Origin of the sequence: Streptomyces sp. NPDC002088, assembly GCF_040296605.1 — a bacterium.
Lineage (GTDB): Bacteria > Actinomycetota > Actinomycetes > Streptomycetales > Streptomycetaceae > Streptomyces.
Genome location: NZ_JBEOXO010000001.1, coordinates 368,718 through 390,436, shown reverse-complemented (window position 1 = coordinate 390,436; position 21,719 = coordinate 368,718). Strand labels below are relative to the sequence as shown.

Genomic DNA, 21,719 nt, shown 5'->3' with positions numbered 1-21,719 from the left:
GACGGACGTGATGCTCCCTGCGCGTCTCGGACGTCACGGCGGAGAGGAGTACCCGCATGACGAACCACACCTACCGGGTCACCGAGATCGTCGGCACCTCGCACGAGGGCGTCGACCAAGCCATCCGTAACGGCATCTCCCGCGCCTCGCAGACTCTGCGCAACCTGGACTGGTTCGAGGTGACCCAGGTCCGCGGCCAGATCGAGAACGGCGTGATCGAGCACTGGCAGGTCGGCCTGAAGGTCGGCTTCCGGATCGACGACGCGGACTGACGCCGCCGCTCCCGGACGGTACCGCGGGCCTCAGGTCCGCCCCTCCTGCTCCTGGGCGGCCTCCAGCACGGCCGACGGAGCGCTCCAGCGAGCCCGCACGACGGTGAACCCCGCCCGTCCTGCGTCGTCGCACACCAGTTCGTCGTCGTCCACGAGGACCCGGACCTCCCGGGTGCGCGCGAGGCGGCGCAGGATCTCCAGTTTGGTACGCCGGGCGGGCCGGCGGTCGTCATTGCGCCGCATGTACACGCGCCCCTCGGGCAGCCCGTGCGCCGCGAGCCAGTCGAGCGTGTCCGGGCGGCATCGCTCGGGCCGCCCGGTGAGATAGACGACCTCGCACTCCCCCGCGTTTTCCACGGCCAGCGCCACGCCCTCGGCGATCGGCGGGTCGTGCGGCGCGGCCGCGAAGAAGGCGTCCCAGTCGCGCGGTGTGCGCTCCAGGAACCGCTGCCGGTGCGCGGTGTCGGCGAGGGTGTTGTCCAGATCGAACACCGCGAGCGGCCGCTTGCTGCTGTCTGTCACACCGCCACCCTAAGCAGCCCCCTCTCCTCCCTTGCTTCCGCCCACCCGGCAACCTTCGCCCGCCCGGCGGCCACTCCCCCCTGCGACGACACAGGCACACATCTCAGGGAGCGGGAGAGCCGCATGCGCAACACATCGATCTGGACGGCAGCGATGGTGACCACGGCGGTGGCGTCGGTGGCGGCGTTGGCCGCAACCGCGGGCGAGGCATCCGCCGCCACCACGACCCTGGTCGTGGCCACGAACGGAGACGACTCGGCCGCCGGCACCCTCGCCCAGCCGCTCAGGACCATCCAGCGGGCCGTGGACCTGGCCGAGCCCGGCGACGTCATCGCCGTACGCGGCGGCACCTACGCCCTCACGGACAACATCACCATCACCGCCTCCGGCACCGCGTCCCAGCCCATCACCCTGGGCGCCTACCAGGGCGAACACGTGGTCGTCGACGGCGAGCAGCTGCCCGCCTCCCACACCCCCGTGGGCGGCAGCATCGCGCGGGCCGACCGCGGGGCGATCCACCAGGAGGCCTCCTACTGGCGGATCTCCGACCTGGAGATCGTGAACGGTCCGTACGGCGTCTACTGCGACAGCTGCAACGGCAACGTCTTCGCGCACCTGTCCACCCACGACAACTACGAGTCCGGCTTCCAGCTCCAGGGCACGTCGAGCAACAACCAGATCCTGAACCTGGACAGTTACGGCAACCGCGACCCCCGCAAGAACGGCGAGAGCGCTGACGGCCTCGCCATCAAGGAGGGCAGCGGGACGGGCAACGTCGTGCGCGGCGCACGGCTGTGGAACAACGTCGACGACGGCTTCGACCCCGCGCCACCGACGGCTCCCTGCCCCCGGCCCCGTCGTTCCTCGTCCCGCGCAACGGCGCGAACGTCGGCGCCCGGTTCTGAAACCCGCCCTCCGCCGGATGGCACAGACGCAATGGATCATGCTTCTCCCATGCCTTCTGTGCCTCCCGCCTCCCGTACGTCCCTGATCGGCGCCGCCGGCCGGCGCCCCTGCACCCTGGTCGTGTGCCGGGGCTGCTGCTGCGGCGACGCGCGCAAGCACCCCGGAACCGACCACACCTGGCAGCTGGAGCGGCTGCGCGCGGCGGCGGCCGAGCACGGCTTCCAGGTCCGTACGACCGACTGCCTGGGCCCCTGCGACCAGGCCAACGTCATCGTCGTCCAGCCCTCGGCCGCGGGGCGCCGGGCCGGCGGGCGGGCCACCTGGATCGGGTTCGCCATGGACGACGACTGCACGGAGGAGGTCCTGGCGTGGGCGGCCGCGGGCGGGCCGGGAGTCGCCGAGCCGCCGGTCACGCTGGAGTTGCAGTTCATCCAGCCACCGCGAGAGGCGCGGGTGCGTACACGTCGCCGATAGGGCCCACGCGGACGATGTCCTGTGTCCGTCAGCTGACGGTGGGCGACGACGGGAATCCCGCGGTCTCTTCGGTGTTGAACCTGGTATGAGCTCCGTGATCGCCTCGGCCCGCTTCTCCGTCCTCGACCGCTCCCGCACCCGGGAGGGCCGCCCGGCCGCCGAGGCGCTGCGTGACACCGTGCGGCTGGCGCAGGAGGTGGAGCGGCTCGGCTACCACCGGTTCTGGGTGTCGGAGCACCATGGCGTGCCCGGTGTGGCCGGCTCCGCGCCGACCGTGCTGGCCGCCGCCGTGGCCGGCGCGACCCGCACCATCCGGGTCGGCACGGGCGGGGTGATGCTGCCCAACCACCGGCCGCTGGTCGTGGCCGAGCAGTTCGGGGTGCTGGAGTCACTCTTCCCGGGGCGGATCGACATGGGTCTGGGCCGGTCGGTGGGGTTCACCGACGGAGTGCGCAGGGCGCTGGGGCACGACAAGGGCGACGCCGAGGACTTCGCGGGCCAACTCGAGGAGCTGCTCGGCTGGTTCCGCGGCACCTCCCCGACGGGGGTGCACGCGCGCCCCGCGGAGGGCCTGGCCGTGCCGCCGTTCGTGCTGGCCATGGGCGAGGGCGCGGACATCGCGGCCCGCGCGGGCCTGCCGATGGTCATCGGCGACCTCCGCAACCGCGAGAAGATGCAGCGCGGCATCGACCGCTACCGCGCCCACTTCCGCCCCTCCCCCTGGGCCCCGGAACCGTACGTCGTCGTCTCCGGCTCGATCGCGGTGGCCGCGACCCCGGAGGCGGCCCGGCGCCTGCTGGTTCCGGAGGCCTGGTCCATGGCGTACTCGCGCACGCACGGCACCTTCCCGCCGCTGCCCCCGGCCGAGGCCGTCGAGGCCCGCACGATGACCGCGAAGGAACGTGGCTTCTACGACTCCGGCCTCACCGGCCACCTCGCCGGCACCGAGGAACAGGTCACCCACGAACTGGAGACGGTCCTGAAGGAAACGGGCGCGCAGGAGGTGCTCGTCACCACGAGCACGTACGATCGTGCGGCCCTGTCGGACTCCTACCGGCGGCTCGCCAAAATCGTGAACCGGGCGACGACCACCGGCCCTTGAGGGGAGTCACACCTCGGCCGGCTTGTCCGCACGGATGACGATCCCGCCGTCCTCGGCGTCCACGCGCGCCCCGTCCCCCGGGTTCAGTTCGCCCGACAGCAGCATGTCGGCGAGCCGGTCGTCGATCTCCCGTTGGATGGTTCGGCGCAGCGGGCGGGCGCCGAAGTCGGGCTGGTAGCCGATGTTCGCCAGCAGGTCGGCGGCCGCGTCCGTGACCTCCAGGGTGACGTCCTGGGCGTGCAGGCGGCGCCGGGTGTGCTCCAGCAGGAGGTCGACGATCTCGCGCAGCTGGGTGCGGTCCAGGCCGCGGAAGACGATGATCTCGTCGATGCGGTTGAGGAACTCCGGCCGGAAGTGCTGGTGGAGGGCCGGCATGACCGACTCGCGCACCTTGGCGTAGTCCTCCACGCCGGCGGTGAGGATGCGGTCGGCCCCGATGTTGGACGTCATGATGACCACGGTGTTCTTGAAGTCGACCGTGCGGCCCTGGGAGTCGGTCAGCCGCCCGTCGTCGAGCAGTTGCAGCAGGGTGTTGAAGACGTCAGGGTGCGCCTTCTCCACCTCGTCCAGCAGCAGCACGGCGTACGGCTGCCTGCGGACCGCTTCGGTGAGCTGGCCGGCCTCCTCGTGGCCGACGTATCCGGGCGGGGCGCCGACCAGGCGGGAGACGGTGTGCCGCTCCTGGAACTCGCTCATGTCCAGGCGGATCATGCGGCTCTCGTCGCCGAAGAGGGCAGCGGCCAGCGCGCGGGCCAGCTCGGTCTTGCCGACACCGGTCGGACCGAGGAAGAGGAAGCTGCCGACGGGGCGGTTGGGGTCGCTCATACCGGCCCGGGCCCGGCGGACGGCGCGGGCGACGGCTGTGATGGCCTCGTCCTGGCCGACGACCCGCTCGTGGAGGTGCTCCTCCAGCTTCAGCAGCCGCTCGCGCTCCTCCTCGGTGAGCTGGGCGACGGGAATGCCGGTGCTGCGGGAGACGACCTCGGCGATGTCGTCGGCGGTGACCCTGGGCGTCTGCTCGTCCGCCCGGCCCGCCTCGCCCAGCCGGGCCTCCGCCTCCTTGATCCGGTCACGGAGCTCCTTGGCGCGCTCGTACTCCTCGTCGGCGACGGCCTGGTCCTTCTCCCGGTTCAGGGCGGCGATGCTGTCCTCGATCTCGCGGGTGTCGGCGAGCGGGGTCTTGCCGCGCAGCCGTACCCGGGCGGCGGCCTGGTCCATCAGGTCGATGGCCTTGTCGGGCAGGAAGCGGGAGGTGATGTAGCGGTCGGACAGCTCGGCCGCGGCGACCACCGCCTCGTCGGTGATGCGGACCTGGTGGTGGGCCTCGTAACGGTCGCGCAGGCCGCGCAGGATCTCGATGGTGTCGTCGACGGTCGGCTCGCCGACCAGGATGGGCGCGAAGCGGCGCTCCAGAGCGGCGTCCTTCTCGATGTGCTTGCGGTACTCGTCGACGGTGGTGGCGCCGATCAGGTGCAGCTCGCCGCGGGCCAGGGCGGGCTTGAGCATGTTGCCCGCGTCCATGGCGCCCTCGCCGCCTCCACCCGCGCCGACGACGGTGTGCATCTCGTCGAGGAACAGCACGAGCTCATCGCCGTGCTCGCGGACCTCCTCGAGCAGCTTCTTCACTCGTTCCTCGAACTCGCCGCGGTACTTGGTGCCGGCCACCATGCCGGCGAGGTCGAGCAGGACGAGCCGCTTGTTCGCGAGGGTCCTGGGCACCTCGCCGGCCGCGATGCGCTGGGCGATGCCCTCGACGATGGCGGTCTTGCCGACGCCGGGGTCGCCGATCAGGACGGGGTTGTTCTTGCTGCGCCGGGAGAGCACCTCGATGGTCTGTTCGACCTCGTCATCGCGTCCGATCACCGGGTCGAGGCGTCCGGCCCGGGCGTCCTCGGTGAGGTCGCGGCCGAACTCGTCGACGGTCGGCGTGCTGCTGGGTGCCTTGGCACGCTCGGCCGCGCTCTCGGTCGGCAGCCGGGTGAGCTCCCAGCCACTGTCGGCGAGGACCTGTCCGGCCGCCGACTCCGGGTTGGCGGCGAGGGCGCGCAGCAGGTGCTCGGGGCCGATGTAGGAGGAGTCCTCGGCGCGGGAGATCTGGTAGGCGTCGAGCAGCGCCCGCTTGGCCGCCGGGGTGAGGGTGGCGGGCTGGGTCTTCTCGTCGTCGTCCGTGCCCGTGCCGAGCCGCTCCCTGATCCGGTCGGGATCCGCGCCCGCCTCCGTGATCAGCCGGCGGGTCGAGTCCTGCTCGGTGGCCGCCGCCAGCAACTGCCGCGCGTCGAGCTCCTCACTGCCCTCGACGGAGGCGATGTGCCTGGCCTCGGCGACCAGCTCGCGGGCCCGCTCCGACAGCAGGCTGCCGATGTCGACGCGCTGCACCCGCCGCGCGGTCGAGGCCTGTCCCGAGCCGCCGAAGTACCGGGACATCAGCTCGTCGAATTCCTCGAAGGGGCTGCGTCCGAAACCGAAACCGGGAGAAGTCATCCTCACGGGCCTTCCATGCGCCGACGACAGGCATCCGAGACTTCCAACCTGGCACAGGCCGGCCACCCCCGCATCCCCGCCATCCCCGCCGGTCACCGAGCGTCACCCACCCCGCTCGCATAGAATCGCGGGGTTTGTCCCGCCGCAGCAGAAGAGCCGTACGGAGTTCCCCGCCATGCACAGCCCACACGATCCGTACGTCCGGGTCCGCGGCGCCCGTGAGCACAACCTCAAGGGCGTGGACGTCGACATCCCGCGGGACGTCGTGGCCGTGTTCACCGGGGTGTCCGGCTCGGGGAAGTCGTCGCTGGCGTTCGGCACGATCTACGCCGAGGCCCAGCGCCGCTACTTCGAGTCGGTCGCACCGTACGCGCGCAGGCTGATCCACCAGGTCGGGGCGCCGAAGGTCGGTGAGATCACGGGCCTGCCGCCCGCGGTCTCCCTCGAACAGCGCCGCTCCGCCCCCACCTCCCGTTCCTCCGTCGGCACGGTCACGAACCTCTCCAACTCCCTGCGGATGCTGTTCTCCCGCGCCGGGGACTACCCGCCGGGCGCCGAACGCCTCGACTCGGACGCCTTCTCCCCCAACACGGCCGCCGGCGCCTGCCCGGACTGCCACGGGCTCGGCCGGGTCCACCGTACGACGGAGGAGTTGCTGGTCCCCGACCCGTCGCTGTCGATCCGCGAGGGCGCGATCGCCGCGTGGCCGGGCGCCTGGCAGGGCAAGAACCTGCGCGACATCCTCGTCACGCTCGGCCACGACGTGGACCGGCCGTGGCGCGAGCTGCCCGCCGAGCAGCGGGAGTGGATCCTGTTCACGGACGAGCAGCCGGTGGTGACGGTCCACCCGGTGCGGGACGCCGACCGCATCCAACGGCCGTACCAGGGCACGTACATGAGTGCCCGGCGGTATGTGATGAAGACGTTCTCGGACTCCAAGAGCCCGACCCTGCGGGCGAAGGCGGAACGCTTCCTGGCCAGTGCGCCCTGCCCGGCGTGCGGCGGCAGCCGGCTGCGTCCGCAGGCCCTGGCGGTGACCTTCGCGGGCCGGACGATCGCCGAGCTGGCCGCGCTCCCGCTGGCGGAGCTGGCCGGGACGCTCGACGGCACCTCGGAGACCGCACGCGTCCTCACCGAGGACCTCAAGTCGCGTATCGCACCGGTCGCCGAGCTGGGCCTCGGCTATCTGAGCCTGGACCGCGCCACACCGACCCTCTCGGCCGGCGAGCTGCAGCGGCTGCGGCTCGCCACCCAGCTGCGCTCCGGGCTGTTCGGCGTCGTGTACGTCCTCGACGAGCCGTCCGCCGGACTGCACCCCGCCGACACCGAGGCGCTGCTCACCGTGCTGGAGCGGCTGAAGACGGCCGGGAACTCGGTGTTCGTCGTGGAACACCACCTCGACGTCGTACGCGCCGCCGACTGGCTGGTGGACGTCGGCCCACGGGCCGGCGAGCACGGCGGGCGTGTGCTGCACAGCGGTCCGGTGGCGGAGCTGGCCGCGGTCGGGGAGTCGGCGACGGCCCGTTTCCTCTTCGACCGCTCCCCCGCCGCCGTACGCGAAGTCCGCACCCCGCGCGGCCAGTTGAAGGTCGGTCCGGTGACCCGGCACAACCTGCGCGGGGTGACGGCCGAGTTCCCGTTGGGCGTGTTCACGGCGGTCACCGGTGTGTCCGGCTCCGGCAAGTCCACGCTCATCGGCGAGATCACGGAGGAACTGGCGGGCGTGGGCCGCCTGGTAGCGGTCGACCAGAAGCCGATCGGCCGCACCCCTCGTTCCAATCTCGCCACTTACACCGGACTGTTCGACGTCGTCCGCAAGGAGTTCGCGGCGACCGACGTGGCCCGCGAGCGCGGCTACGGCGTCGGCCGGTTCTCCTTCAACGTGCCGGGCGGGCGCTGCGAGACCTGCCAGGGCGAGGGGTTCGTCAGCGTGGAGCTGCTGTTCCTGCCGAGCACCTACGCGCCGTGCCCGGACTGCGGCGGGGCACGCTACAACCCCGAGACGCTCGACGTGACGTACCGGGAACGGAACATCGCGTCGGTGCTGGACCTCACCGTCGAGGCTGCGGCGGACTTCTTCGCGGACACCCCGACGGTCGCCCGCAGCCTGAACACCCTGCTCGACGTGGGCCTCGGCTATCTGCGCCTGGGCCAGCCGGCGACGGAGCTGTCCGGCGGCGAGGCCCAGCGCATCAAGCTGGCGAGCGAGCTCCAGCGCGGCCGCCGCGGCCACACCCTCTACCTCCTGGACGAGCCGACGACCGGCCTCCACCCCGCCGACGTCGAGGTACTGATGCGCCAGCTGCACGGGCTGGTCGACGCCGGGCACACCGTGGTCGTGGTCGAGCACGACATGTCCGTCGTCGCGGGCGCGGACTGGGTGATCGACCTGGGGCCGGGCGGCGGGGACGCGGGCGGACGGATCGTGGCGGCGGGGGCGCCGGCGGAGGTGGCGCGCGCGGAAGGGAGCGCCACGGCGCCGTATCTCGCGCGGGAGCGGTCCGGCCGCGCCTGATCCCTGCGCCCCGCCGGACGCCAGAGACGGAGGGCACCAGAGGCGGAGGACGTCAGGGACAGAGGACGTCAGGGATGGGCGGCGGCCCGCAGGCCCAGGCTGTGCTGCGCCGCCCGGGCCAGTGCCCGCCGATCGACGTCACCGCCCTCGGGGAGTACGGGTCGTACCTCCACCTCGGCGACCAGCCCACGCGCCGACACCACCCGCCACACCGAGGCGAGCAGCGAGTCGTCGCCGACGAAGGCGGGGGCCGTGCTGTCCGCTCCCCCGGCGAACCGGTAGCGGATACGCACCGGCTGGACGGCCGCCCCCGCGTCGAGCGCGGCCTGGAAGGCCGCACGGCGGAAGTCTCCCTGGGCGCGGCCGCACCAGGTGCTGCCCTCGGGGAAGACCGCGACCGCCTGACCCGCCCGCAGGGTGTCCGCCATGCGGGCGACCGTGCCGGGGAGGGCGCGCAGGCGGTCGCGGTCGATGAACAGGGCGGCGCGCGCGGCCAGCGGGCCCGCCACCGGCCACCGCCGGATCTCGGCCTTCGCCAGCATCCGGGCCGGGCGTACGGCGGCGAGCAGCGGGATGTCGAGCCAGGAGATGTGGTTGGCGACGAGGAGCAGTCCGCCGGTGGGCGCGGCGGTGCCGGTGATACGGACCCGGACCCCCGCGGCCCGTACGGTCGCCCGGCTCCACCGTCGTACCAGCTCCGCGGGGATCCACCGGCCGAGCGGCGACAGCGTGATCCCGGCGAGGAGCAGCACGACCATCGCCGTCAGCCGCAGCACGGCCCGCGGTACGGCCGTGGCGGAGCCCGCCGACTCCACGCACGCCCCGGGGGTGCAGGGCGCGCTGGGCAGCCAGACGCTCATCAGGCCGGGACGAGGGAGAGGAAGTGCCGCAGATAGCGCGGGTTGACCCGGCGCATCGACAGCAGCACGTACAGGTCGGCGACCCCGAAGTCGGGGTCGTGGGCGGGCTCGGCGCACACCCAGGCGCCGAGGCGGAGGTAGCCGCGCAGGAGCGCGGGAAGCTCGGTACGGGCGGGGGCGGTCGTGTCGTTCGGGATCCAGGGGCGCAGCGGCCGTACCCGGAACTCCTCGGGCGCCAGGTGCTTCTCCCGCACCCGGTCCCAGGTCGCCGCCGCCAGGGCGCCGCCGTCGGCCAGCGGGACGGAGCAGCAGCCGGCCAGCCACTCGTGGCCGCGGTCCACCATGTAGCGGGCTATCCCGGCCCAGATCAGGCCGATGACCGCGCCGTCACGGTGGTCGGGGTGCACGCAGGAGCGGCCGACCTCGACCAGGCCGGGCCGGATCGCGTCGAGCGGGGCCAGGTCGAACTCGCCCTCCGAGTACAGGCGTCCGGCGATCGCGGCCCGCTCGGGCGGCAGCAGACGGTAGGTGCCGACGACCTCGCCGGTGGCGTTGTCCCGTATGAGAAGGTGATCGCAGTACGCGTCGAAGGCGTCCATGTCGAGGCCCGGCTCGGGGCCGTCGAGGCGGGCGCCCAGCTCGCCGGCGAACACCTGGTGGCGCAGGCGCTGCGCGGCCCGGACGTCGTCCTGGTCGCGGGCGAGCGAGACGAGATAACCGGATCCTGTGGGCGGGGCGGCCAGGGCGGGGGGCGAGGCGGGCATGGCGGTCATGACGGTCTCCTGTGCCGAGCGGAAGCGTGAGGAAATCTGCACCTCACTTCTTCCGCGGCCGGCTGGCCTCGACGTGTCCTGCGCGGGGACCGTGGATGTGCGGCTGCTGAATGCCGGGTTCGACGCGTCCGGCGCCCGCCGCCGCTACTTCGCGCGCACCAGCAGAGCCACCGTCAGACCGCCGGGACGTTCCGCCCCGGACGCCGTGTAGTGGGCGCGCAGGGCCGCCGCCTGGTTCGGGGGCAGGCCGTTGAACGGGTCCGTCTCGTTCCCCATCACCACCAGCCAGATCCGCTTCTCGCCCTTCAGACAGCGGTCCGGCTGCGGGCAGTCGGTCGACAGCAGGTCGTTGCGCCGGGCGGCCGGCTCGGCGAGGAAGACGTCGCGCAGCTCCAGGTCGCGGGGCAGGTAGTAGCGGATGCCGAGGGGGAACATGCCCGCCTCTTCGGCCCTGTCGTAGACGATCGCGTCGCCGGGGAGGTAGTACTTCTGGATGGTCCGTGCGGCCGCCGCGTAGTCGGGGCCGCCGATCCAGTAGTGCGCGAGCGGCTCTCCCAGAGATCTCTGGTCGGGCAGGGTGAGCAGGGCGAGAACCGCGAGGACTGAGGCGACCACCGGCCGGGACCGGGCCGAGGCCGCGAGACCGGCACCCGCCAGCACCGCGAACACCGGCAGGGTGAACAGCATGTACCGGAAGTAGAAGTACGACATCCCGTCCTGGGACACCGCCCAGATCGCCACCGGGGGCAGCACGGCCGACACCGCGCAGAAGGCGACGGCGTCGCGGCGTTCTCCGCACGCCAGCGCGACGAGCAGCATCATCGCCCCTGTGCACAGGCCGGAGTAGAACAGCTGCGGCCAGATGTCGACCAGGCCCCATCCCTCCGGCACGGCGATCCACGAGCTCTGCCGGGCGGTCTGCGCACTGCCCAGTACCACCAGCGGGGACAGCGCGGCGGCTGCGGCCAGGACCGCGAGGCAGAAGCCCCACCACAGGCGACGCTCGTACCGGGCCCGCAGGGCCACCAGGACCAGATGCCCCATCAGACAGGTCAGCGCGATCAGGTGGAACAGCCCGACGGCCACCACGCCCAGCGTGTACGCCGCCCAGCGCACCGGGCTGCCGGGGCGGTCCAGGGCGCGCAGCAGCAGCAGCGAGGCCAGGGCCACGGCCAGCATCACCAGGGCGTACGGGCGGGCCTCGTGGGCGAACCGGCTCGCCCCTGGAATCAGGGCGAACAGCAGGCCGCCGGCCAGTCCGGCGCGGCGGCCGAACAGGCGCTGCCCGATCAGCGCCACGCAGGCCGCCGCGGCGGCCATGGCCAGTGCGGAGGGCAGGCGCAGGGCCAGGGGCGAGTCCCCGAAGAGGCGCGTCCACGCGTGCAGCAGCAGGTAGTACGTGCCCACCACCCCGTCCACCCGCCGCACCGTGGCCAGCACCTGGCCGACGCTGCGCCCGGACACGTCCCAGCTGGTCAGCTCGTCGCGCCCGAGCAAGGGGTCGCCGATCCGGTACAGCGCGCCGACGAGCGTGGCCAGCGTGGGCCACAGCCACAGACCTACCCGGGCGGCCGCCGACCGGTCGTGCCGCCCTTCCGAAGCCGGAGCGTCGCCCGTGGGCGGGGCGGGCGGGGAGAGAAGTGCCATGCCGACAGCCATAGCGGCGCGGCACCGCGGGCACCGGCCGCGACCCGCCGACCCAGCCCGCTTTCCCCTGTTCGGGCTCGGGCCCGGCTGGTCGGGACGTGGTGCCCGAGCGAGTGCCTGGCGGGACCGGAGAGCACCACTCCCGGTCCCGCCCGTCCGCACTTCGCCGGCGAACGTTCCTGGCCGCGCGCTAAGCGGCCTCGGTGAAGTCGCTGCGGTTCCGCAGCGCCCCAAAGGGGCGCGGGGAACTGCGCGACCAGCCACGACGATGCCGCAGGCGATCGACGGCGCATCGCCGCACATCCCGCGGAGCGCTCAGCGCTTCGCCACCTTGCGGGTCGCGCGCAGCCACTCCTTGTTCATGCTGGTGATGGACACCAGCGGGATGCCCTTGGGGCAGGCGGTGGCGCACTCCCCGGTGAGGGTGCAGCCGCCGAAGCCCTCCTCGTCCATCTGGGCCACCATGTCCAGGACGCGCGTCTCGCGCTCGGGCGCGCCCTGCGGCAGCACGTTCAGGTGGTTGACCTTGGCGGAGGTGAACAGCATCGCCGCGCCGTTCGGGCAGGCGGCCACGCAGGCGCCGCAGCCGATGCACTCGGCGTGCTCGAAGGCGAGGTCGGCGTCCGGCTTCGGTACGGGCGTGGCGTGGGCCTCGGGTGCCGCGCCGGTCGGGGCGGTGATGTAGCCGCCGGCCTGGATGATCCGGTCGAAGGACGAGCGGTCCACGACCAGGTCCTTGACGACCGGGAACGCCGAGGCCCGCCAGGGCTCGATGTCGATCGTGTCGCCGTCCTGGAAGGACCGCATGTGCAGCTGGCAGGTGGTGGTGCGCTCGGGGCCGTGCGCGTCACCGTTGATCACCAGGCTGCACGCGCCGCAGATGCCCTCGCGGCAGTCGTGGTCGAAGGCGACGGGGTCCTCGCCCTTGAGGATGAGTTCCTCGTTGAGCGTGTCGAGCATCTCCAGGAAGGACATGTCGGTGGAGATGCCGTCCACCTCGTACGTGGACATGGCGCCTTCGGCGTCGGCGTTGCGCTGCCGCCAGACGCGCAGGGTGAGCTTCATGCGTAGCTCCGCTGAGTGGGGTGGACGTACTCGAAGACCAGGTCTTCCTTGTGCAGGGTCGGGGCCTCGCCCGTTCCCGTGAACTCCCAGGCGGCCGCGTATGCGAACTCGTCGTCCTTGCGGGCCGCCTCACCGTCGGCGGTCTGGGACTCCTCGCGGAAGTGGCCGCCGCAGGACTCGGAGCGGTGCAGCGCGTCGAGGCACATGAGCTCGGCGAGCTCGATGTAGTCGATGACGCGGTTGGCCTTCTCCAGGGACTGGTTGAACTCCTCGCCCGTGCCGGGCACCTTGATGCGCCGCCAGAACTCCTCGCGGATCTGCGGGATGCGCTCTAGGGCTTTGCGCAGGCCGGCGTCCGTGCGGGCCATGCCGCAGAACTCCCACATGAGCTCGCCGAGTTCACGGTGGAAGGAGTCGGGGGTGCGGTCGCCGTCGACGGCGAGGAGCCGGCTGAGCCGGTCCTGGGTCTCGGTCAACACCTCCTGGACCGCGGGGTGTTCGGTGGTCACCGAATCCTGGTGCGGGTTGCGGGCCAGGTAGTCGTTGATGGTGGACGGCAGCACGAAGTAGCCGTCGGCCAGGCCCTGCATCAGCGCGGAGGCGCCGAGGCGGTTCGCGCCGTGGTCGGAGAAGTTGGCCTCGCCGATCGCGAACAGGCCGGGGACGGTGGTCTGGAGGTCGTAGTCGACCCACAGACCGCCCATCGTGTAGTGCACGGCGGGGTAGATCCGCATGGGGACCGTGTACGGGTCCTCGGCGGTGATCCGCGCGTACATGTCGAAGAGGTTGCCGTACTTCTCCTCGACCGCCTTGCGGCCCATACGCTTGATCGCGTCGGCGAAGTCCAGGTAGACGCCCTGTCCGCCGGGGCCCACTCCCCTGCCCTCGTCGCACACGTTCTTGGCGGCGCGGGAGGCGATGTCGCGCGGGACCAGGTTGCCGAAGGACGGGTAGATGCGCTCCAGGTAGTAGTCGCGCTCGTCCTCGGGGATCTTGTTCGGCGGCCGGTCGTCGCCCTTGGCCTTGGGCACCCAGATCCGGCCGTCGTTGCGCAGCGACTCGCTCATCAGCGTGAGCTTGGACTGGTGGTCGCCGGTGCGCGGAATGCAGGTGGGGTGGATCTGCGTGAAGCAGGGGTTGGCGAAGAGGGCGCCGCGCCGGTGGGCCCGCCAGATGGCGGTGGCGTTGGAGTTCATGGCGTTCGTCGACAGGTAGAAGACGTTGCCGTAACCGCCGCTCGCCAGTACGACGGCGTCCGCGAAGTACGTGTCGATCTTGCCGGTGATCAGGTCCCGGGCCACGATCCCGCGGGCCCGCCCGTCGATGACGATCAGGTCGAGCATCTCGGTGCGCGGATGCATCTCCACGTTCCCGGCCGCGATCTGCCGGGACAGCGCCTGGTAGGCGCCCAGGAGGAGCTGCTGGCCCGTCTGACCACGGGCGTAGAACGTACGGGACACCTGGACGCCGCCGAAGGAGCGGGTGTCGAGAAGGCCGCCGTACTCGCGGGCGAAGGGCACGCCCTGCGCCACGCACTGGTCGATGATCTCGACCGAGATCTGGGCGAGGCGGTGGACGTTGGACTCGCGGGCCCGGAAGTCGCCGCCCTTGACGGTGTCGTAGAACAGCCGGTGGATCGAGTCGCCGTCGTTGCGGTAGTTCTTGGCGGCGTTGATGCCGCCCTGGGCCGCGATGGAGTGGGCCCGGCGCGGGGAGTCCTGGTAGCAGAACTGGACCACGTGGTAGCCCTGTTCGGCGAGGGTGGCGCCGGCGGAGCCGCCCGCGAGACCGGTGCCCACGACGATGATCGTGTGCTTGCGGCGGTTGGCGGGGTTGACCAGCTTGGCCTCGAAACGGCGCTTGTCCCAGCGCTCGCCGACGGGGCCGGACGGGGCCTTGCCGTCCACGACCGGCTCACCCGTCTTGTATTCGGCATAGTTGTGCATGTGTCAGCTCACCACTCCGGTCATGACGCCCACCGGGACGGCGATGAAGCCGGCCGTGAGCAGCAGCGCGAGGACGTCGGCGACGATCTTCAGGGCGCGGTCGCGGGTGCGGCTGCCGACGCCGAGGGTCTGGGCGGCGCTCCAGAAGCCGTGCCGGACGTGCAGGCCCATGGCGAGCATCGCGACGATGTAGATGACGTTGCCGTACCAGGTGGAGAAGGTGTCCACGACGTTCTGGTACGGGTGGCCCTCCTGGAAGCCGCCGGAGTGCACGGTGCCGGTGGTGAGGTCCAGGATGTGCCAGACGATGAACAGGCCGAGGATGATCCCGCCCCAGCGCATGGTGCGCGTCGCGTAGGTCGCCCGCGGCTTCTTGTGCACGTACTTGCTGGGGCGCGCCTTGATGTCGCGTCGGCTGAGCTGGTACGCGGAGACGGCGTGCGCGATCACGGCGACGACCAGGACGACGCGGACCAGCCACAGCGTCCACTCGTAGTGCATGAAGGGCTCGCCGACCGTGCGCAGCCAGTGGGCGTAGTGGTTGAACTCGCCCGCTCCGAAGAAGATCTTCAGGTTGCCGATCACGTGCGCGACCAGATACAGCAACATGATCAGGCCGCTGACGGCCATCACTGTCTTCTTGCCGACGGAGGAGTCCCACACGGTGCGTGCCAAGGACGGCCGTCGGTCCGTCCGCGTTGCCAGAGCCATGGAAGAAGACGCTAGAGCCGGAAGACCCGATCGGTCCAAGACATGGTCCGGCTCGATTCAATAGGCTGTGGCTATCGTGGCGGTTATCGTGGGTGTATGCAGTTCCAGCAGCTCCAGTACTTCGTGGCGGTCGCCGAGACCCGGCACTTCACCCGGGCCGCCGAGCTGGTCCATGTCGCGCAACCGTCGCTGTCGCAGCAGATCAGGGCGCTGGAGCGGGAGCTCGGGGCGGATCTGTTCCTGCGCGCCCGGGGGAACATCACGCTGACCGACGCGGGCGAGGCGCTGCTGCCGCTGGCCCGGCGCATCCTGGCCGACGCGGACACGGCACGGCACGAGGTGCTGGAGCTGGTGCAGCTGCGCAGCGGCCGGGTGCGGCTGGGCGCGACGCCGAGCCTGTGCACCGGTCTGCTGCCGGACGTGCTGCGCGCCTTCCACGACCGCTACCCCGGCATCCGGCTGCTGATCGAGGAGGGCGGCTCGCACGATCTCGTTCGGGAGCTGGCGCGCGGCGCCCTCGACCTGGCCCTGGTGGTCCTGCCGCTGCCCACCCCGTCGCCCGCGCTGACCACGGTGGAGCTGCTGCGCGAGGACCTGGTCGTGGTGTCGTCGCCGGAGGCTCCCCGGCCCGGCGGCGGACGGCGGACGGTGCGCATCGGCGACCTGGAGGGCGAGCGGCTGGTGATGTTCCGGCACGGCTACGACCTCAGGGAGCTGACCGTCGCCGCGTGCCGCGCCGAGGGGTTCGAGCCGGACTTCGCGGTGGAGGGCGGCGAGATGGACGCGGTGCTCGGGTTCGTACGGGCGGGGCTGGGCGTCGCCGTCGTCCCGCGCATGGTGGCGGCGCGCTCCGGGCACGGGCTACGGGTGACCTCGCTGGCCCGCCCGGGCCTGTACCGGACCATCGCCCTGGCCCACCGCAGCGATGTGGCGCCGCCGCGGGCGGCCCGGGAGCTGCAGCGCATGCTGCTGGAGCGGTGAGCCGGGAAAGGCCCTGGCCGTGCCCTGAGCAGCCTTGTCGAAGTCCGGTGCGGTATCGCGCCCCGCAAGGGGCGCGGGGCTGTGCCGATATGCGGCTCCGCCGCGTGGGCACGACCGGCCCCCACCAACCCGCGGGATCGTCAGCGCGCTTCCGGCGGAGCGCTCAGTCGATGTCCGGCGGCACCGGCGTGCCCTGGTGGTAGTACATGCGCCACCCCGTCTCCTCGTCGCGCTTGCGCCACAGGGAGCTGCGGCGGGCGCGGCGGCCGTCGAAGACGGTCTCGAAGGTGAGGTGCACCAGGCCGGGGGCCAGCAGGACGCCCGTGATCGCCGACGGCTCGTAGCGCGGGCCGTCCGCCGCGCTCCCCGGCTTGTCGGGCAGCCCGGCGATCGTCTCCTCGTAGGTGTAGCTCCGGCCCGAGGCGCCGACCTCGACGAACTCCGGGTCGAACAGGCGGGCGGCCTCGGCACCGGAGCGGACGGCGGGGTCCATGAGGCGCAGTTCGCCCGCGATCGCCTCGTTCACGTCATCTGATTCCTGGGTCACCCGCATATCGTCGCCCGAGACCCCGGCACCCCCGCAACCGCGTTTCGGCCGTCACCCCGCGGCGTCCACCAGCGCCAGTTCGTGCAGCCGCTCCGGCGGGCCCGGGCGGGCGTAGTACCAGCCCTGGGCCGTGTCGCAGCCCAGTATCCGCAACTGCTCCGCCTGGGCGCCGGTTTCGACGCCCTCGACCGTCACCGCGAGGTCCAGACTGTGGGCAAGCGAAACGATACCTTCGACGATCTTGAGGTCGACGGGATCGGCCGGGAACCGCTGCATGCTCTGGGTGAAGGAACGGTCCAGCTTGAGGATGCTCACCGGCAGCCGGCGCAGGTTGGCGAGGTTGGAGTAGCCGGTGCCGAAGTCGTCCAGGGCGATGTCGACACCCATCTCGGCCAGCCGGCGCAGCGGCTTGAGCAGGTCGTCGTCGGCCCCGATCAGCGCCGACTCGGTCACCTCCAGGCAGAGCGCGTCGGGGGCGACGCCGGTGCGCTCCAGGATGTCGACGGTGTCCTGCACCAGGCCCGGGTGGGTGAGCTGGCAGGGCGAGAGGTTGACGTTGATGCGCAACGGGCCGGCGCCGGTGTGGCGTTCCCGCCACTCGCGGGCCTGGCGGACCGACTGCTCCAGCACCCAGCGGCCCAACGGGACGATCAGGCCCGTGTGTTCGGCGAGCGGAATGAACCGGTCGGGGCCGAGGACGCCGTGCTGCGGGTGCAGCCAGCGCACCAGGGCCTCGGCGCCGCGGACGCTGCCGTCGCCGAGGTGGACCAGCGGCTGGTACTCGATGAAGAACTCGCCCCGCTCCAGGGCGGTCGGCAGCGCCGTGGTGAGTCCGTGCCGGGTGATGGCGCGGGCGTCGGCCTCCGGGTCGGCGAGCTCGAAGCGGTTGCCGCCGGCGGACTTGGCCCGGTACATCGTGATGTCGGCGCTGCGCAGCACCTCCGCCGCGCTCCGCTCCTGCGCCGCGCCCTCGACGATGCCGATGCTGCCGCGCACGGTCAGCTCCCGGCCGTCGACGCTGATCGGGGCGATCAGCGCGTTCATGATGCGCGCGGCGAGCTCGTCGACCTCCCGCTGGGTGTCCGGCCCGGTGGTCAGCGCCACGAACTCGTCGCCGCCGAGCCGCGCGACCATCTCGCCCGGCGCGGTCGCGCAGGACTGGAGCCGGTCGGCGACCTCGACGAGCAGCCGGTCCCCGGCCGCGTGACCGAGGCTGTCGTTGATGGTCTTGAAGCCGTCCAGGTCGAGGTAGCACAGGCCGAACCGCTGTCCCGGGCCGGCGCCCAGCGCCTTCTCCAGGCGTTCGAAGAACAGCGTGCGGTTGGGCAGGCCGGTGAGCGCGTCGTGCGTGGCCTCGTAGCGCAGCCGGAGGTTGAGCAGGCGGCGCTCGGTGGTGTCCTCCATCAGCGCCAGCTGGTACTGCGGGTCGCCGTCGGCATCGCGCAGCAGAGAGACCGTCAGGTTGGTCCACAGGACCGTTCCGTCCGGACGGTAGAAGGCCTTCTCCACGTGGTAGTGCTCGCGGTCGCCGCGCACCAGCTCCTGGTACAGCCGCCAGATCTGCGGCGCGTCCTCGGCGTGCGTCCACTCCCGGACGTTGCGCCCGCGCACGGACTGTTCGGAGCCGCCGAACATGCGCAGCATCGCCCCGTTGACCTCAAGGACGTTGCCGTCCAGGTCGGCGATGCCGATTCCTATGGCCGCGTCCTCGAACACCGCGCGGAACCGCGCCTCGCTGGCGTGCAGCGCCTGCGCGACCAGGCCCTGGGCCTGGAGCGCGGCCTGCGCGATCGCCTCCTGCTCGGCGAGCGTCCGGTCGCGCAGCGCCTGCGCGAAGCCGGCGGCCATGGCGTGCTGCAGCCGGGAGGAGCGGCTTCGCAGGTCCTCCTGGGGGCCGTCCTCGCCGCAGTAGAGCACGAGGTAGGCCTCGACGCAGTCCAGCGCGCGGCTGAGCGCCTCGGGGTCCGTGCAGTGCACGGCGACGAGGGCGGCGCCGACCGCCCTGCCCGCGTCCGCGTCGAAGGCCCGGGCCCGCAGCGCCTCGCTCAACCGCCGGGCCAGCGGGAGCAGTTGCTCCTCGAACTCAGGCCGGGTCAGTGACGTCGAGGTCACCGGGAACACCGCCCGGCTCCAGATCGTGGCGAACCGACGCAGTCTGTCCTCCGGCCCGTCCGGCTCCGCCGTCACGCCGTACGCCCCACGCCCGCGAAACCGGAGTAGGCGTAAGGATCCTCGTCCTCCGGCGCCGTCTCCGGCCGCCAGAGCGGCATCGGCACCAGTCCCGGTTCCACCATGTCGTACCCTTCGAAAAACCGTTCGATCTCGTTCCGCGAGCGCATGATGAGCGGGTTGCGAATGTCCTTGTATACGTCCACCGCGCCGTCGGCCCGCTCCGGTGGCAGCGGGATTCCCTCGTACGAGGCATGCGTCAGGATCAGCAGGCTGCCGGGCGCGAGCGCCTCGCGCAGCTCGGCCACCACTCCGTACGGGTCGTCCGCGTCTTCCACGAAATGCAGTATGGCAACGAGGAGCAGCGCAACTGGCCGATTCAGGTCGATCAGACGCTGAACCTGAGGGCTCGACAGGATTTCCCGGGGCTTGCGGAGATCGGCCGCGAAGACATCCGCGTCGTCGTTGCCCGCGAGCACGGCCTGGCTGTGCGCGACGGCCACCGGGTCGTGGTCGACGTACATGACGTGGGCGCCCGGGGCGGCGGCCTGGGCGACCTCGTGGACGTTGCCGAAGGTGGGAATGCCGGAGCCGATGTCGAGGAACTGGGTGATGCCCTCGGCGGCCGCGAAGCGCACGGCGCGGCGCATGAACGCCCGGTTCGCCTGCATGATCTTGGGGAGTCCCGGCATGAACTCCATGGCCTTGCGGGCCGCTTCCCGGTCGACCTCGAAGTTGTGCGAACCGCCCAGGTAGTAGTCGTAGATTCGCGAAACGCTCGGCACCGAGATGTCGATGCTGCGTGGGGCCCAAGCGGGACGCTCCATCCATCACTCCAAGGCGTAGGCGATCCGGTGTTCGAGCAGAGGCTACTGATCGCCCGCCATAGGGGCGAGCCGAAACGGAAATTGACCGTCCGTTCCCGGTCACTGCCTGCGGCACGTGCCGAATTGAGGTGCGGGGAACGCTCTACGAAAAGTATCCGGGGTGTTCCGGAGAGTTCCGAAGAGGTGTGAAGAGCGATGAACCGTCAGGAAAATTCCGGGTGAAGGGCGTACAGCGGTCCGCCCCCTCCGTGCGGTGCGGAGGGGGCGGACCGGGGGTCGCGCGCGCTGCGGGGAAGGACGATCAACCCTGGGGAGGCGATCTTTACTCCTTCGGCGCGCCGACCGGCTTCCCGTCGGGAGCCACGGCGTACCACGTGCCGCCGACCCCCTGACCGTTGGTGTCTCCGGGCGCCTTGTCACCGGAGAAGGTGTAAATCGGCCAACAGTTGACCGTCTGCTGCTTGACGCCGTCGGGCCGGGTGAAACTCATCAGGCCCTTCTTCACGACGCCCTCGGTGTCGTTCGTCTCGACGGGCCCGACCGCCGGCCACTTCTCCAGGCAGGCGCCGGTGCAGGCCGACACCGGCTTCGGCCACGCTTTGTCCTTCAGGAAGCGGTAGACCGTCATGCCGTTCTTGTCGACGACGACCTCACCCAGGTTGGGGTCCTTGCGGGTGGACAGCCCGGGCAGGCTGGTGAGCTTCGCCTTCTTGCCGTCGGGGGCCAGCGCGTACCACTTGCCGCCCACGCCCTGGCCGGTGCTGTCACCGGCCTTGGTGTCCTTCGCGTAGCGGTACGCGGGCCAGCCGGCGACGGTCAGCTGCTTGGTACCGTCGGAGCGGGTGACCTCGCCGAGGAGAGCCTTGTCGATGCCCGCGCCGGCCGTGGCGTCGTCTGCGGGAACGGGCGGCCAGGCCGTGGCACAGTCGCCGTCACAGTTCGACTTGGGCGGCTCGGCGGTGTCGTCGTCGAAGCGGTACAGGGTGAGACCGGTGCTGTCGGTGAGCACCTTCCCGAGTTCCGCGTTGTCGGAAACGGCCAGCTCACCGGCGGTGGAGGTCTGCGCCGCGGGGGCCTGCGTGCTGGTTCCGGCGCCGGCCGTGGTGCCGAGGCCCGTGCTGCCGGCGCTTCCGTAGTTGCCGGCCGCGGCCGTGGCACCCACGTTCTGGCTCGCGGCCTGAGTGCCGCCTTCCTGACCGCACGCCGTCGTCAGCGCCAGCACGGACACAGCGCTCGCCACGAGAGAGGCGCTCCGCCAGGAGGTCTTCATCGTCAACTCCCCGATCATCACAAGGTGTTGCGGCCCCCTCTGGGCCGCCGCACGACACTGGGTACGCACGGGGACAGGGTTTGCGTTCAGCCACAGCACAAATTTCTTTCCGGAACCTGTGACGCGCACCGCCCCCGCCTCGTACGCGCGTGCGTGCCGCCGGCGCCCCGACGGTGCGCCGCTCAAACCGACGTACGCCGTCTGTCCCCCCTTCGGGGCAATCCTCCGGCGCTCCGGCGTGGGCGGGCGCGACACGACGAATGATCTCCGTCGTGCATGGACCCGAACCGACCCGATCCGCCCTCGCCACAAGGGTGTTGGCCCTCTTCGCGCTGGCCTGGATCCTCGTGGGCGCGCCGGCCGGGACGGCGGCGGCCGACGCCTGCGCGTGGGCCTCGACCGGCCCGGACGGCACGGAGGCGGTGGCGGTCGCGGGGAGTGGCACCTGGCCGACTCCCCCGTCGTGCCCGGTGCCGTCGCCGACCCCGACGCCCACACCGACTCCGACTCCGACGCCGCCACCACCACCACCGAAGCCGACCCCCACGCCCACACCACCCCCGACGCCGACCCCGCCTCCGAAGCCCCGGCCCGAACCACCGCCCCCGCCGGCGCCGCAGCCCGCGGCACCCCGCCCACGTCCGACCCCGA

General features: G+C 71.8%; 17 protein-coding genes and 1 pseudogene. 6 read left to right on the top strand and 12 right to left on the bottom strand.

The window, feature by feature from the left end; all coding sequences use genetic code 11:
• The first annotated feature begins 56 nt into the window (after window positions 1–56).
• On the top strand, window positions 57–272 hold the full coding sequence (locus tag ABT114_RS01755) for a dodecin (RefSeq protein ID WP_351137424.1): 216 nt from the start codon (window positions 57–59) through the stop codon (window positions 270–272).
• Window positions 273–302: 30 nt separating this feature from the next.
• On the opposite strand, the gene ABT114_RS01750 is transcribed toward ABT114_RS01755, so the two are convergent.
• The gene (locus ABT114_RS01750; protein ID WP_351137422.1) at window positions 303–794 is read right to left on the bottom strand and encodes a phosphatase domain-containing protein; all 492 of its coding nucleotides are present in this window, start codon (window positions 792–794) and stop codon (window positions 303–305) included.
• Between the two features lie 123 nt (window positions 795–917).
• Between ABT114_RS01750 and ABT114_RS01745 the strand changes: the two are divergent.
• The 3 genes and pseudogenes from ABT114_RS01745 to ABT114_RS01735 all read left to right on the top strand — a co-directional run.
• Window positions 918–1,616, top strand: a pseudogene (locus ABT114_RS01745) (right-handed parallel beta-helix repeat-containing protein); the annotation flags it as partial.
• Between the two features lie 132 nt (window positions 1,617–1,748).
• Window positions 1,749–2,174: a (2Fe-2S) ferredoxin domain-containing protein gene (locus ABT114_RS01740; RefSeq protein WP_351138185.1), complete on the top strand. Its 426-nt coding sequence runs from the start codon at window positions 1,749–1,751 to the stop codon at window positions 2,172–2,174.
• Window positions 2,175–2,259: 85 nt separating this feature from the next.
• Complete coding sequence (locus ABT114_RS01735; protein WP_351137420.1) at window positions 2,260–3,276, top strand: LLM class flavin-dependent oxidoreductase; 1,017 nt, start codon at window positions 2,260–2,262, stop codon at window positions 3,274–3,276.
• A 6-nt stretch (window positions 3,277–3,282) separates the two neighbouring features.
• Here the strand turns inward: ABT114_RS01735 and ABT114_RS01730 are convergent, their stop codons facing one another.
• A complete protein-coding gene (locus ABT114_RS01730) occupies window positions 3,283–5,757 on the bottom strand; it encodes an ATP-dependent Clp protease ATP-binding subunit (protein ID WP_351137418.1) in 2,475 nt (824 codons plus the stop codon).
• A 175-nt stretch (window positions 5,758–5,932) separates the two neighbouring features.
• Between ABT114_RS01730 and ABT114_RS01725 the strand changes: the two genes are divergently transcribed.
• Entirely contained in the window at window positions 5,933–8,272 is a 2,340-nt protein-coding gene (locus ABT114_RS01725) for an ATP-binding cassette domain-containing protein (protein WP_351137416.1), read from the top strand.
• A gap of 68 nt (window positions 8,273–8,340) precedes the next feature.
• On the opposite strand, the gene ABT114_RS01720 is transcribed toward ABT114_RS01725, so the two are convergent.
• The 6 genes from ABT114_RS01720 to ABT114_RS01695 all read right to left on the bottom strand — a co-directional run bounded on the left by ABT114_RS01720 (window position 8,341) and on the right by ABT114_RS01695 (window position 15,238).
• Window positions 8,341–9,132 (bottom strand): lysophospholipid acyltransferase family protein, encoded by a 792-nt coding sequence (locus ABT114_RS01720; RefSeq protein WP_351137414.1) that lies wholly within the window; start codon window positions 9,130–9,132, stop codon window positions 8,341–8,343.
• Window positions 9,132–9,905 (bottom strand): GNAT family N-acetyltransferase, encoded by a 774-nt coding sequence (locus ABT114_RS01715; protein ID WP_502986791.1) that lies wholly within the window; start codon window positions 9,903–9,905, stop codon window positions 9,132–9,134. Before ABT114_RS01715 ends, ABT114_RS01720 begins: the two co-directional genes overlap by 1 nt.
• A gap of 144 nt (window positions 9,906–10,049) precedes the next feature.
• Window positions 10,050–11,552 carry a glycosyltransferase family 39 protein gene (locus ABT114_RS01710; protein WP_351137412.1) on the bottom strand — a complete coding sequence of 501 codons (1,503 nt, stop codon included), beginning with the start codon at window positions 11,550–11,552 and terminating at the stop codon, window positions 10,050–10,052.
• 315 nt (window positions 11,553–11,867) lie between these two features.
• The gene (locus ABT114_RS01705) at window positions 11,868–12,617 is read right to left on the bottom strand and encodes a succinate dehydrogenase/fumarate reductase iron-sulfur subunit (RefSeq protein WP_351137410.1); all 750 of its coding nucleotides are present in this window, start codon (window positions 12,615–12,617) and stop codon (window positions 11,868–11,870) included.
• Entirely contained in the window at window positions 12,614–14,563 is a 1,950-nt protein-coding gene (locus ABT114_RS01700; RefSeq protein WP_351137408.1) for a fumarate reductase/succinate dehydrogenase flavoprotein subunit, read from the bottom strand. Before ABT114_RS01700 ends, ABT114_RS01705 begins: the two co-directional genes overlap by 4 nt.
• A gap of 3 nt (window positions 14,564–14,566) precedes the next feature.
• Complete coding sequence (locus ABT114_RS01695) at window positions 14,567–15,238, bottom strand: succinate dehydrogenase (RefSeq protein WP_351138181.1); 672 nt, start codon at window positions 15,236–15,238, stop codon at window positions 14,567–14,569.
• Between the two features lie 132 nt (window positions 15,239–15,370).
• On the opposite strand from ABT114_RS01695, the gene ABT114_RS01690 reads away from it, so the two are divergent.
• Window positions 15,371–16,255: a LysR family transcriptional regulator gene (locus ABT114_RS01690; protein ID WP_351137406.1), complete on the top strand. Its 885-nt coding sequence runs from the start codon at window positions 15,371–15,373 to the stop codon at window positions 16,253–16,255.
• A 163-nt stretch (window positions 16,256–16,418) separates the two neighbouring features.
• Here the strand turns inward: ABT114_RS01690 and ABT114_RS01685 are convergent, their stop codons facing one another.
• The 4 genes from ABT114_RS01685 to ABT114_RS01670 all read right to left on the bottom strand — a co-directional run bounded on the left by ABT114_RS01685 (window position 16,419) and on the right by ABT114_RS01670 (window position 21,068).
• A complete protein-coding gene (locus ABT114_RS01685) occupies window positions 16,419–16,808 on the bottom strand; it encodes a nuclear transport factor 2 family protein (protein WP_351137404.1) in 390 nt (129 codons plus the stop codon).
• Between the two features lie 45 nt (window positions 16,809–16,853).
• Window positions 16,854–18,989, bottom strand: a complete 2,136-nt coding sequence (locus tag ABT114_RS01680) for a putative bifunctional diguanylate cyclase/phosphodiesterase (RefSeq protein ID WP_351137402.1) — start codon at window positions 18,987–18,989, stop codon at window positions 16,854–16,856.
• Window positions 18,986–19,798 (bottom strand): SAM-dependent methyltransferase, encoded by an 813-nt coding sequence (locus tag ABT114_RS01675; RefSeq protein ID WP_351137400.1) that lies wholly within the window; start codon window positions 19,796–19,798, stop codon window positions 18,986–18,988. Before ABT114_RS01675 ends, ABT114_RS01680 begins: the two co-directional genes overlap by 4 nt.
• Window positions 19,799–20,120: 322 nt before the next feature.
• Window positions 20,121–21,068: an SCO0930 family lipoprotein gene (locus ABT114_RS01670; RefSeq protein WP_351137398.1), complete on the bottom strand. Its 948-nt coding sequence runs from the start codon at window positions 21,066–21,068 to the stop codon at window positions 20,121–20,123.
• Window positions 21,069–21,719: the final 651 nt, after the last annotated feature.

Bases quoted from the DNA above. Each gene is read 5' to 3' on its own strand.
- ABT114_RS01700 (WP_351137408.1), bottom strand. From the start codon at position 14,563: ATGCACAACTATGCCGAATACAAGACGGGTGAGCCGGTCGTGGACGGC.
- ABT114_RS01670 (WP_351137398.1), bottom strand. From the start codon at position 21,068: ATGAAGACCTCCTGGCGGAGCGCCTCTCTCGTGGCGAGCGCTGTGTCC.
- ABT114_RS01735 (WP_351137420.1), top strand. From the start codon at position 2,260: ATGAGCTCCGTGATCGCCTCGGCCCGCTTCTCCGTCCTCGACCGCTCC.
- ABT114_RS01705 (WP_351137410.1), bottom strand. From the start codon at position 12,617: ATGAAGCTCACCCTGCGCGTCTGGCGGCAGCGCAACGCCGACGCCGAA.
- ABT114_RS01710 (WP_351137412.1), bottom strand. From the start codon at position 11,552: ATGGCACTTCTCTCCCCGCCCGCCCCGCCCACGGGCGACGCTCCGGCT.
- ABT114_RS01720 (WP_351137414.1), bottom strand. From the start codon at position 9,132: ATGAGCGTCTGGCTGCCCAGCGCGCCCTGCACCCCCGGGGCGTGCGTG.
- ABT114_RS01730 (WP_351137418.1), bottom strand. From the start codon at position 5,757: ATGACTTCTCCCGGTTTCGGTTTCGGACGCAGCCCCTTCGAGGAATTC.
- ABT114_RS01715 (WP_502986791.1), bottom strand. From the start codon at position 9,905: ATGACCGCCATGCCCGCCTCGCCCCCCGCCCTGGCCGCCCCGCCCACA.
- ABT114_RS01740 (WP_351138185.1), top strand. From the start codon at position 1,749: ATGCCTTCTGTGCCTCCCGCCTCCCGTACGTCCCTGATCGGCGCCGCC.
- ABT114_RS01690 (WP_351137406.1), top strand. From the start codon at position 15,371: ATGCAGTTCCAGCAGCTCCAGTACTTCGTGGCGGTCGCCGAGACCCGG.
- ABT114_RS01685 (WP_351137404.1), bottom strand. From the start codon at position 16,808: ATGCGGGTGACCCAGGAATCAGATGACGTGAACGAGGCGATCGCGGGC.
- ABT114_RS01675 (WP_351137400.1), bottom strand. From the start codon at position 19,798: ATGGAGCGTCCCGCTTGGGCCCCACGCAGCATCGACATCTCGGTGCCG.
- ABT114_RS01725 (WP_351137416.1), top strand. From the start codon at position 5,933: ATGCACAGCCCACACGATCCGTACGTCCGGGTCCGCGGCGCCCGTGAG.
- ABT114_RS01755 (WP_351137424.1), top strand. From the start codon at position 57: ATGACGAACCACACCTACCGGGTCACCGAGATCGTCGGCACCTCGCAC.